We start from the raw sequence: 12053 nt of genomic DNA on the forward strand, positions 1-12053 counted from the left end.
TGGACTCGCCGACCCGCCCTGCATACCGTGGGCCCTGGCCGGGGCGGGCAGACCCCGGTCATCACCTCCGGGCCCGGTTCGCCCGATCGACGTGAGCAGGGCGAGTCGATGCGCGTGCTGCATGTGAACAAGTTCCTCTACCGCCGTGGCGGCGCGGAGGGGTATCTGCTCGATCTCGCCGACCTGCAACGGGCTGCCGGCGACACGGTCGCCTACTTCGGCATGAGCCACCCGGAGAACGAGTCGCCCCTGCCGTACGCGGCGCGGTTCCCGTCCGAAGTGGAGTTGGAGCCGGCGCCGAGCGGGGTGCGGCCCCGCGCGGTGGCCGTCGGCCGGATGCTGTGGTCACCGACGAGCCGCCGTGGGCTGGCCCGGGTGATCGACGACTTTCGACCGGACGTGCTGCACCTGCACAACATCTACCACCAGCTCTCCCCGTCGGTGCTCGCCGCGGCCCGCGCCGCCGGTGTGCCGTGCGTGCTGACCATGCACGACTACAAGCTCGCCTGCCCGAGCTACCAACTGCTGGACCGGGGCCGCCCCTGCCAGGCGTGCGTCACCGGTGGCCCGTTGCAGGCGGCCCGTCGCCGCTGCAAGGACGGATCGCTGTCCCGCAGTGGCCTGCTCGCCGTGGAGTCCTGGTTGCACCGCCAGTTCGACGCGTACGACCCGGTGCAGCTTTTCGTGAGCCCGAGCGGGTTCCTGGCCGATGTGATGCGCCGCGCGGGCGTGTACCCGGACCGGTTGCGGGTGGTCAACCACTTCGTCGACCTGACCGGCGTCGCGGCCAAGCAGACGCCCGGCGGCGGTGTCGTCTTCGCCGGGCGGCTGGCGCCGGAGAAGGGTGTCGACGTGCTGATCGAGGCGGCCGCCTCGCTGCCGGACGGGGTCAGCGTGGACATCGCCGGAGACGGCCCGGCCCGCCCGGAGTTGGAGGCGCTCGCCGCGCGGCGGGTGCCCGGCCGGGTCCGGTTCCACGGCCGTCTCGACAAGCCGCGCCTGCACGAGCTGATCCGGTCGGCGGCGGTGGTCGCCGTTCCGTCCCGGTGGCACGAGAACCAACCGATGGCGGTGCTGGAGGCGTTCGCCTGCGGTGTGCCGGTGGTCGCCACCGACCTGGGCGGGCTTCCCGAGCTGGTCGAGCCGGAGGTGGATGGCCGGGTCGTCGCCGCCGACGCGCCGACGGCCCTCGGCGACGCGCTGAACGACCTCCTGGCCGACCCCGAACGGGCGTACCGGATGGGCCGGGCCGGCCGGGCGAAGATCGCCGCCCAGTTCGCCCCGGACCGGCACCTGGACCGGATCCGTGGGCTGTACGCGGAGGCCGCCGAGGCGCTGCCGTCGCGGCGGCGGGCCGGCCGGGCCACCGCCGGTGGGGGAGCGGCCCGGTGAACCCGGTACGGGTGCTCTACCTCGCCGGCAGTGGTCGCAGTGGCAGCACCCTGGTGACCACGGTCCTGGGACAGTTGCCGGGTTTCTTCGCGGCGGGCGAGCTGCGATACCTGTGGCGACGCGGCATCCTGGAGAACCGGCCCTGCGGCTGCGGCTCTCCGGTCGCCGACTGCCCGCTCTGGGCCCGGGTGCGCGCCGACCTGCCCGACGCCGACCCGGCCGGGATCGCCGCCCGGTTGGCCCAGCGGCTGCGGCTGCGGGGGTTGCCCGCGCTGCTGCGCCGCCAGCGTCGGGGGCAACCGCCGGTCGCGGGTCACCCCGACGACACACAGCTGGCCCGGCTCTACGCCTCGATCGCCGAGCACGCCCTGGCCGGCCGGTCGGACGGGGTCATCGTCGACTCCTCCAAGCTGCCGCCGTACGGGGCCCTGCTCGGCAGCCTGCCCGGCATCGACCTGTACGTCCTGCACGTGGTGCGCGACCCGCGCGCCACCGCGTACTCCTGGCGTCGCCGACGCCCACTGGACGGGCGCGCCGACGATGAGCTGATGAGCCGACCACCCGTCGGCAAGGCGGCGCTGCTCTGGCTGGTCTGGAACACCGCGACGGTACGACTGTGGGGCGGCCGCCGCCGCGCGCCCGGCCGCTACCTGCGGGTGCGGTACGAGGACTTCGTGACCGACCCGGCCGGCGCCACCGCCCGGATCGCCGGCTTCGTCGGCGTGACCCCCGACGAGCTTCCGTTTCCGTCACCGGCCACGGTACGGCTCGCCCCCACCCACTCGGTGGCCGGCAATCCGTCGCGGCACCGCACCGGGCTGGTCGACGTGGTCGCCGACACCGAGTGGCTGACCGGGCTGCCCACCCGCGCGTACGCCGTGGTGACCGGGCTGACCGCCGTGGCCCTGACCCGGTTCGGCTACCCGTTGCGCCGCCCGGCGGTCACCTCTCCCGCCGGCCGCCTCGCCGCGGACCCGGCCGTTTCCCCGTCACCCGCCACCCGGCAGGAAGGCTGAACGATGCTCTCACTGGTGGTGGGCACCGGTCGGTGCGGTTCGACCCTGGTCCAGGAGTTGCTCTCCCGGCATCCCGCGGTCGGCTTCGTCTCCGGCCTGGACGACAAACTGGCCCGGCTCAACCCCAAGGGCAGGTTCAACGGCGCGCTCTACCGGCGTTCGGCGCCGCGCCCGGCGGGGATGACCTCGCTGCGACACAGTCGACGGTTGCTGGAGCGGGGCCGGCTGCGGGTGGCGCCGTCGGAGGCGTACCACCTGCTCGACCGGCAGGTGCTGGCCGGTTTCTCCCGACCGTGTCGGGACCTGGTGGCCGAGGACCTGACCCCGTTCGTGGCCCGGCGGCTGCGGGCCTTCTTCGACGAGCGGATCGCGCGGCAGGGCTGTCAGCAGTTGGTGCAGCACGTCACGGGGTGGCCGCGGACCGGCCTGCTGCACGCCGCGTACCCGGAGCTGCGGGTGGTCAACGTGGTGCGCGACGGACGGGCGGTGGCCAACTCGTGGCTCCAGATGGGCTGGTGGGACGGCTGGCGCGGGCCGGACAACTGGATCTACGGCCCGCTCCCGTCCGACCTGCGCGAGGAGTGGGCCGAGTCCGGTCGCTCCTTCCAGGTGCTCGCCGCGCTGGGCTGGAAGATGCTGATGGACGCCTTCGCGCAGGCCCGGCTGCGTCACCCGGCCGACCAGTGGCTGGACGTGCGCTACGAGGACCTGGTCGAGCAGCCGCGCGAGCAGGTCGGCCGGATGCTCGACTTCCTCGGCCTGAACTGGTCGACAGCCTTCGAGAAGGGCTTCTCCCGGTACGACTTCACCGTGGGTCGGGCGGAGGCGTACCGGGACGAACTCAGCCCGGCGCAGCTCGCCGCGATCGAACGGGTGCTGGAGAAGCCGCTGGCCGAGTGGGGCTACCCGGTCTAGGGGGCGTCTGTCGCCGTCCTCGCTATCGACGGACATCACGGGGGGCGGCTAATCTTTGGCCCCACACCATCGATGTGAGGAGATGCGATGGCGCGCCGTACCGGCCGACCCTCCTACCAGTTGGACAAGGCCGATGTGCGTCACCGCCGTACAGTGCGCTTCGTGGCGGTCGCGGGCGTGATCGCACTGGTCACCGCGTTGGTGGGTGGGTTGATCGGCTACCAGGTGGGCCGTCCGGACGCGACCGAGGCGACCATCGCGAGCATCAAGCAGGACGAGGCGAAGCGGGACGCTCAGCAGATCGTGGAGCTGATCGAGACAGCCCGACGCGTACGCGACCAGGTCGCCCCGGTGCTGGCCGCCGTCAAGACGGAGACGACCGCCGGACGCGCGCCGGACCCGCAGAAGGCACGCCAGTGGCAGGAGGTCATGCGCCAGGCGGCCGAGCCCTTCGCCGACCCGCCGTCGGGGACCACCGCCACCAACGTGGCGCGCGGAGGGTTGCGCGGAGCGGTCCAGCAGGCGTCCCTGGCTGTCGACGCCTACGCGCTGGCGGCCGGCGTTCCGGCCGAGCAACGTGCGGCCCTGCTGGATGTCACCGCGCGGCAGGGGGCCGAGGCCGCGACGATCTGGTCGGTCGCGGCGACTCAGCTCGACCAGATCAGCGTCGACTCCGGCCAGGGCCACCAGCATGTGTTCCTGGACACAGACCCCCAAGAAGGGGCCCTCACCCCGGACGGGGCGGCCGAGGGAACCGGTGGCTGAGGCACCTTGCGGGGCATGTGTCGGGTTTGCCGGCTAAGGTCGCCGGGCCGGGCCGGCGGAGCGGTCACGGCGTGATCTGGGGGCGGCGCGCCGGATCGGGTACGGTCGCTTATCGCAAAGTCTATGAACCAGATTGGCTTTCAGTGCAATGGAAGCCGAATCGGAGGGACACAGCCGTGAGGTTCCCAAGCGCCGTCCGTCAGGCCGGCCTCGTCGTGGCCGTCGTCGCCCTCGCGTTGACCGCGGGTTGCGCGAAGAAGGATGACAGCGAGGTCCAGGCGAGCGGTGTCAAGCTGGTCGCGGCGGGCAAGCTGACCGTCTGCACCCACCTGCCGTACCCGCCGTTCCAGTCCAAGGACGCCAGCGGCAAGGTGACCGGCTTCGACGTGGAGATCATGGACCTGGTCGCCAAGGAACTCGGTGTCGAGCAGACGATCATCGACACCCCGTTCGAGGGGATCAAGTCCGGCCAGGATCTCAACACCGGCAAGTGCGACGCGGCCGCCGCCGGCATGACCATCACCGAGGAGCGGCGGAAGGTGGTCGACTTCTCCGATCCCTACTTCGACGCCACCCAGGCGATGCTGGTGAAGACCGGCAAGACGTACAAGTCGCTCGACGACCTCAAGGGCAGGAAGCTCGGCGTCCAGGCGGCCACCACGGGTCGTGACTACGCCAAGAAGCTCGAGGCGGAGAAGGGCCTGAAGCTCGTCGAGTTCGAGGACCTCGCCGCCCTCCAGCAGGCCGTCGCCAACGGCCAGGTCGAGGCCGCCATCAACGACCTGCCGGTCTGGACCGAGTACCTGAAGAAGAACCCGGGCGGGTTCGAGGTGGCCGCCGAGTTCGACACCGGCGAGCAGTACGGCTTCCCCGTGAAGAAGGACGCCAACCCGGAGTTGCTCAAGAAGATCAACGAGGTGCTGGCCAAGGCCAAGCAGGACGGCGCGTACAACACGATCTACGAGAAGTGGATCGGTAAGCAGCCGAGCGCCTGAGCGCCGCGCAGTACCGGAGGGCGCGCGTCCCGCGCGCCCTCCGACGTCGGTAACCTCCGGGAAGGCAACGAGCGAACGTGAAGCTGCGACGCCGCCAGCGGGAGCGGCTGTCCCTCGGGCTCCAGTACCTGGTCTTCATCGCCATCATCGCCACGGTGCTCGTCGCCGCGGACTGGGACAGGTTGGCCGACGCGTTCTTCCGCGTCGACATCATCAAGTCGATGTTCCCGACGATCATCACCGTCGCGCTGCGCAACACCATCCTCTACACGCTGGGCGCGTTCGCCTTCGGCCTCGTGTTCGGCACCATCCTGGCGCTGATGCGCCTGTCCCGGGTGGCGCCGTACCGCTGGGTGGCGACGGCGTACATCGAGCTGTTCCGGGGTCTGCCCGCGCTGCTGGTGCTCTTCCTCGTCGGGTACGGAATCCCGATCGCCTTCCCGGAACGCGAGATTCCGGGCGGTGTGTTCGGTTCGATCGCGATCGGCCTCGGGTTGACCGCCGCGGCGTACATGGCGGAGACGATCCGGGCCGGCATCCAGGCCGTGCCGAAGGGGCAGATGGAGGCGGCGCGGACCCTCGGCATGTCGCACTTCACCGCCATGCGCACGATCGTCATCCCGCAGGCGTTCCGGATCGTGATCCCGCCACTGACGAACGAGCTCATCCTGCTCACCAAGGACTCGTCGCTGGCCTACGTGCTCGGGGTGACGGCGCAGACGATCGAGATCACCAAGTTCGGTCGGGACATGCTCAACGACCGGGTGAACGCGACCCCGCTGCTGGTGGCCGGCCTCGCCTACCTGGTGATCACCCTGCCGCTGTCGCAGGTGGTACGACGCCTCGAACTCCGCTACGCCAAGGCTCGGTGACCCAGATGACGACCACCCCTGCCCGCCCCGCCGTGGAGATCCGCGACCTGCACAAGTCCTTCGGGCCGCTCGAGGTGCTCAAGGGCATCGACTTCGAGGTCGGCCAGGGCGAGGTGGTCTGCGTCATCGGGCCGTCCGGCTCCGGCAAGTCGACCCTGCTGCGCTGCGTCGATCTGCTGGAGGAGCCGACCGCCGGCAAGATCTGGGTGAACGGGGTCGAGATGACCGACCCGGACGTCGAGATCGACGCGGTACGCCGCGGCATCGGCATGGTGTTCCAGTCGTTCAACCTGTTTCCGCACCTGACCGTCCTGAACAACCTCACCATCGCGCAGCGCCGGGTGCTGCGGCGAGGTCGCGCCGAGGCCGAGCGGATCGCCCGGGCCAACCTGGAGCGCGTCGGGCTGACCGACAAGGCCGACGCCTTCCCGGCGCAGCTCTCCGGTGGGCAGCAGCAGCGGGCGGCGATCGCCCGGTCGCTGTCGATGGAGCCGAAGCTGATGCTCTTCGACGAGCCGACCTCCGCGCTCGATCCGGAACTCGTCGGCGACGTGCTCACCGTCATGCGCAAGCTGGCCGAGGACGGTATGACGATGATGGTGGTCACCCACGAGATGGCGTTCGCCCGCGACGTCGCCGACCGGGTCGTCTTCATGGATGGGGGCGTGGTGGTCGAGCAGGGGCCGCCGCAGGAGGTGCTGGGCGCGCCGAAGCACGAACGGACCCGCGCGTTCCTCTCCCGGGTCCTCGACCCGACCCACGTCGCGCAGCTCGGTGGGCCCGACCAGTCGGGCCCACCGTCGGCCGGCTGACCACCGCGACGATCTCTGACCACAGCTTCCGTACGTCTGCCCGCCGGGCTGCCGCATTGACGGCAGCCCGGCGTCTGCTTGTGTGTCAGCTTCATGTCAATCGACTGACGTCGTGATGTCAAGGTAATCTTTTTGCAATCAGACCTGTACTTTCGTCGATGGATTACATAAGTTTTAGTCATCCATCGAAAGTTCTGAGTCTTCCGAGCAAAGTCCGCGACGAGCCTCACCCTCAGTCGTGCCACCGCCCCCGAGCTCGGCGGTCGATGCACCCTGCCCTCGTCGCGTCTTCGCCCGGTCGGGAACGGAGACCCATGGACGATCACGCTGGTGGCCCTCACCGCCACCTGTCCCGCAGATCGCTGATCGCCACCGGCGCACTCGCCGCCGGGGCGTTGGGCGCGTCCGCCCCAACGATCGGCACCGCGTTCGGCGGCAGCCCCGCCCGGGCCGCCGCCGGTGTCACCAAGAAGATCACCATCTACGCCGAGCAGTTGCCCGGCAACCTGTTCGGGTACGGCCTGGCACCCGGTCAGGCCACTGTTCCGGGCCCGATCCTGGAGATGTACGAGGGTGACACGCTGGAGATCACCCTGGTCAACACCACCAACCAGCGGCTGTCCATCCATCCGCACGGGGTGGACTACAGCACCGAGTCCGACGGCAGCCCGTTCAACGCCTCGTTCAACAACCCGGGTGAGACGCGCACGTACGTCTGGCGCTCCCACGAGATGGTGGCCGCGGCCGGCCGGCGGTACATGCCGGGCAGCGCCGGCTACTGGCACTACCACGATCACGCCATGGGCACCGACCATGGCACCGGCGGTGTCGCGAAAGGGCTGTACGGGGCGTTGATCGTCCGACGGCGTGGCGACATCCTGCCGTCGAAGCAGTTCACGGCCGTGTTCCACGACATGATGATCAACAACAAGATGGCTCCGGCGACCCCGATGTTCGAGGCGAACCTGGGCGAGCGCGTCGAGTGGATCGCCATCGGCCACGGCAACCTGTTCCACACCTTCCACCTGCACGCGCACCGCTGGGCGGACAACCGCACCGGGATGTTGGAGGGGCCGAGCGACCCGAGCCTGGTGGTCGACAACAAGGACCTCAATCCCGGCAGCTCGTTCGGTTTCCAGGTGCTGGCCGGGGAGGGCGTCGGACCCGGCGCGTGGATGTACCACTGCCACGTGCAGACCCACTCCGACGGGGGCATGGCCGGGATCTTCCTGGTGCGCAACGCCGACGGCAGCATGCCGCCGGGCGCCGAGGAGGCGATCCACCGGTTCCAGGGCCACACCCACACGCACGGAAGCTGACCGAACCGAAAGTGGGGACGGGCATGACCAGAAAACTACGACGAACCCTCGCCGCGGTAGCGGCCTTGGCGACACTGCTCCCGGCAACAACGGCGGCCGCGGCCGCTCCACGAACGGCGGCCGCCCCGCAGGCGGCGCAGCCGCAGCAGACAGCGGTCCTGGTGTTCCACGGCCCAGTGGCCGAGCAACAGGACCCGGTTTCTCGCGCGGTGGACACCATCAAACAGCTTGGTGCCGTTCATGACATCGATGTCACGGCCACCACGGACCCGGGCGCCTTCACGGCGGCCGGGCTGTCCGCGTACCGCAGCGTGGTCTTTCTCTCCGCGACGGGCGCCGCGCTCAGCCGCGACCAGGAGTCGGCGCTCCAGAACTACGTCAAGGCCGGCGGCGGTTTCGTCGGCATCGCCGACGCCGCCCGCGCCCAGGTCGACTCCACCTGGTTCACCGGGCTGATCGGCACCCGCCCGGCCGGCGCCATCCCGGTCGCCGAGCCGGTGACCCGGGTGACCGCCAGTGGCGAGAACCCGCCCAACGAGACCAAGGAGAAGCTGACCGACGGCGACGCCAACACGAAGTGGCTCGTCCGCACCCCGACCGCCTGGGTGGCGTACGAGTTGAGCGCACCGAAGAAGATCACCGGGTACGCGCTCACGTCGGCCAACGACTCCGCCGGTCGGGACCCGAAGGACTGGACCCTGCAGGGCTCCACTGACGGTCAGAGCTGGACCGACCTGGACAACCGCACCGGGCAGACCTTCCCGGACCGGTACCAGACCCGGCGGTTCGACATCGCCGCGCCGCAGGAGTTCACGCGCTACCGGCTGAACGTCACCGCGAACAGCGGTGAACCGCTGGTCCAGCTCGCCGACCTGCGCCTGTTCACCGGCAGCACCACCGCTCCGGAGCCGCCCGCGGTGAACCGCGCGGTGGTGAACATCCTGGACCGCAAGCACCCGGCGACCGCGTCGCTGCCGATGACAATCACCCGGTCCGACCGTTGGGAGAACTGGGACCCGAACCCGATCGGCACCGTGCACACCCTCGCCCAGGTCGAGGAGCGGCACTACAACCCGGGGGCGGCCGCCAACGGCGCCTTCCACCCGGTGTCCTGGTGCCGGGACTACGACGGCGGTCGGTCGTTCTATACCGGCATGGGCCACACCGAGGGCAGCTACGGCGAGGAGGCGTTCCGCACGCACCTCGCCGGGGCTCTCAACTGGACCACCGGTCGGGTACGCGGTGACTGCCAGGCCACCATCGCCGCGAACTACAAGGTGGAGCGACTCACCGCAGCCAACCAGACCGGGCAGCTGGACCAGATCGGCGAGCCGCACGGGCTCACCATCGCGCCGGACGGCACTGTCTTCTACGTCGGCAAGGCGGCCTGCCCGAGCGGCCCGATCGCGGACTGGAACAACCCGAAGGTCGGCCTGGGCTGCGGCACCATCCACTCCTGGGACCCGCGCACCAAGCAGGTCAAGCTGCTCACCACCCTGGAGGTGATGGGCAACCGGGGTAGCGGCTCCGAGTTGGTCAAGAACGAGGAGGGTCTGCTCGGCATCGTGCCCGACCCCGCGTTCGCCGAGAACGGCTGGCTCTACGTCTACTGGATGCCGCACGACTCGGTCGACCGGGTGAAGCGGGTCGGTCAGCGGACCGTCTCGCGGTTCACCTACGACCGCCAGGCGCAGACCGTCGACCAGGCCACCCGCAAGGACCTGTTGCAGTTCCCGGTGCAGATCCACAGCTGCTGCCACGCCGGCGGCGGCATGGCGTTCGACGCCAAGGGCAACCTCTACGTCGGCTCCGGCGACAACAACTCCTCGGAGGGGTCGCAGGGCTACGCCGGCAACAACTGGACCCAGGAGTACCAGGGGATCTCGTTCCAGGACGCCCGCCGCACGTCGGGTAACACCAACGACCTCGCCGGCAAGATCATCCGGATTCATCCGGAGCCGGACGGCACGTACACCATCCCGGAGGGCAACCTCTTCCCACCGGGCACCGAGAAGACCCGACCGGAGATCTACGTGATGGGCGTGCGTAACATCGCCCGCCTCCAGATCGACCCGGTGCACCAGTGGTTGACCGCCGGCTGGGTCGGCCCGGACGCCTCGTCGCCCAGCCCCACCCTGGGCCCGGCGAAGTACGAGACGGCCACCATCATCACCTCCGCCGGTAACCAGGGCTGGCCGTACTGCATGGGCAACCGGCAGCCGTACCGCGACCGCAGCAACACCGACGCGGCAGTGCTGACCGGCTGGTACGACTGCGACAACCTGAAGAACGACTCGCCGCGCAACACCGGACTGGTGGACATCCCGGCGGCCCGGGACAACATGATCTGGTATTCGCCCGACGGCGGTGGCCCGGTGTTCCCGAAGCGGACCGACGGCAGCGGCCTGCCGACCTACGTGGCGGCGGACGCCACCTACACGCAGCCGTACCTGCGCGGCGGCGGGCAGGCCATCATGTCCGGCCCGACGTACCACCGCAGCCTCGTCGACACCACCAGCGGCGTGGCGTGGCCGGAGCACTGGGACGGCAAGTGGTTCATCGGCGACCAGTCGAACGCCGCCAACCGGGTCGCGGTCACCGTCGACCCGGCCGGCGTGCCGCAGGCCGCCCCACCGGTGTACGCCGAGTCGCTGCGGGCCATCATCCCCGGTGGCAACGGCGACAACCGGTTGCAGAGCTGGATGGACGCGAAGTTCGGCCCGGACGGCGCGCTCTATCTGCTCGACTACGGCGGCGGCTTCTTCAGCCTGCACGCGAACCAGAAGCTGATCCGGGTCACCTACACCGGCGGGGCGCCCACCCCGGCGCCAGCGGCGACCTCGGTCGCCGTGCAGAACAAGCCGCTGACCATCGCCTTCACCGGTTCCCGCTCCGGCGGCGTCAGCCACCGCTGGGAGTTCGGCGACGGCACCACGTCGACCGAGGCGGACCCCCGGCACACGTACGCCACGGTCGGCACCTACACCGCGAAGCTCACCGTCACGTACGCCGACGGTCAGACGGCGACGGTGCAGACCACGGTGACGGTGGGCTGCGCGGTGCCCGACGACCGCTCGACGGTGTGGCTCGGCGACACCGACACCGGGGTGCCCAGTCGCACGGTCGGGCAGGGTTGCACGGCCAACGACCTGATCGACGACGAGAGCACCTGGGCCGACCACAACGGTTTCGTCCGGCACGTCACCGCGGTGGCCCGCGCGTTGCAGGACGACGACCTGCTCAGCACCCGCGAAGCGGGGACCCTCACCCGCCTGGCCGCCGCGTCAGAAATCGGCCGGGAGGGGCACACCGGGTACGAGCCGCTCTTCGACGGCACCGCCGAGTCGCTGCGCGGTTGGCAGCAGGCGCCGTCGGGACAGTTCGGCATCCAGCCGGACGGGTCGCTGCGCTCCAGCGGCGGCCTGGGCATGCTCTGGCACACCAAGGAGCTGGGCGACTTCTCGCTGAAGTTGCAGTTCCGGGACATCGCGCCGGGCACCGGCCGGGCCAACACCGGAGTCTTCATCCGGTTCCCGGATCTGCGAACGCCCCTCGACCAGCGGCCACCGGACAGCTGCGGCACGGTCGGGTCGGCGCGGACCTCGCCGGCCTGGATGGCGATCTACTGCGGACACGAGATCCAGATCTACGACGGTGACACCGGTGAGCCGCAGAAGACCGGCTCGGTCTACAACTTCGACCCGGTGCCGCTGGCCCAGGCCGGCGTGACACCGAAGAACGAGTGGAACGACTACGAGATCCGCGCCGTCGGGCAGCACTACACGATGATCCGCAACGGCGTGGTGATCAACGAGTTCGACAACACGCCGGGCAAGCAGTCGTCGCGCGCCGGCGACCCGCCGACCGACCTGCGGCAGTTCCTGCGCGGCTTCATCGGCCTGCAGAACCACGGTGACAACGACCTGACCGAGTTCCGCAACATCCGTGCGCGGGAACTCTAGGAGTG

Annotated in this window: 9 protein-coding genes; all 9 read left to right on the plus strand. The window is 70.2% G+C overall.

Translation table 11 applies throughout. From position 1 onward, the window contains the following. Positions 1 to 108: 108 nt before the first annotated feature. Entirely contained in the window at positions 109 to 1392 is a 1284-nt protein-coding gene (locus ACFYP0_RS15650; RefSeq protein ID WP_158629614.1) for a glycosyltransferase family 4 protein, read from the plus strand. Further along, positions 1389 to 2408, plus strand: coding sequence for a sulfotransferase (locus tag ACFYP0_RS15655; protein WP_124858651.1), 1020 nt, complete (start codon positions 1389 to 1391; stop codon positions 2406 to 2408). Before ACFYP0_RS15650 ends, ACFYP0_RS15655 begins: the two co-directional genes overlap by 4 nt. A gap of 3 nt (positions 2409 to 2411) precedes the next feature. Then, a complete protein-coding gene (locus ACFYP0_RS15660) occupies positions 2412 to 3323 on the plus strand; it encodes a sulfotransferase family protein (protein ID WP_124858650.1) in 912 nt (303 codons plus the stop codon). Between the two features lie 87 nt (positions 3324 to 3410). Beyond that, positions 3411 to 4088, plus strand: coding sequence for a hypothetical protein (locus tag ACFYP0_RS15665; RefSeq protein ID WP_124858649.1), 678 nt, complete (start codon positions 3411 to 3413; stop codon positions 4086 to 4088). Between the two features lie 176 nt (positions 4089 to 4264). After that, the gene (locus tag ACFYP0_RS15670) at positions 4265 to 5083 is read left to right on the plus strand and encodes a basic amino acid ABC transporter substrate-binding protein (protein ID WP_124858648.1); all 819 of its coding nucleotides are present in this window, start codon (positions 4265 to 4267) and stop codon (positions 5081 to 5083) included. A 77-nt stretch (positions 5084 to 5160) separates the two neighbouring features. Continuing rightward, entirely contained in the window at positions 5161 to 5955 is a 795-nt protein-coding gene (locus ACFYP0_RS15675) for an amino acid ABC transporter permease (RefSeq protein ID WP_091406922.1), read from the plus strand. A gap of 5 nt (positions 5956 to 5960) precedes the next feature. After that, the gene (locus ACFYP0_RS15680) at positions 5961 to 6767 is read left to right on the plus strand and encodes an amino acid ABC transporter ATP-binding protein (protein ID WP_386996425.1); all 807 of its coding nucleotides are present in this window, start codon (positions 5961 to 5963) and stop codon (positions 6765 to 6767) included. 314 nt (positions 6768 to 7081) lie between these two features. Then, complete coding sequence (locus tag ACFYP0_RS15685) at positions 7082 to 8086, plus strand: multicopper oxidase domain-containing protein (RefSeq protein WP_091406920.1); 1005 nt, start codon at positions 7082 to 7084, stop codon at positions 8084 to 8086. A 23-nt stretch (positions 8087 to 8109) separates the two neighbouring features. Continuing rightward, complete coding sequence (locus tag ACFYP0_RS15690) at positions 8110 to 12048, plus strand: ThuA domain-containing protein (RefSeq protein ID WP_386996428.1); 3939 nt, start codon at positions 8110 to 8112, stop codon at positions 12046 to 12048. Positions 12049 to 12053 lie beyond the last annotated feature (5 nt).

Source organism: Micromonospora arida (assembly GCF_042873195.1).
In the GTDB taxonomy this organism is placed as follows: domain Bacteria; phylum Actinomycetota; class Actinomycetes; order Mycobacteriales; family Micromonosporaceae; genus Micromonospora; species Micromonospora arida.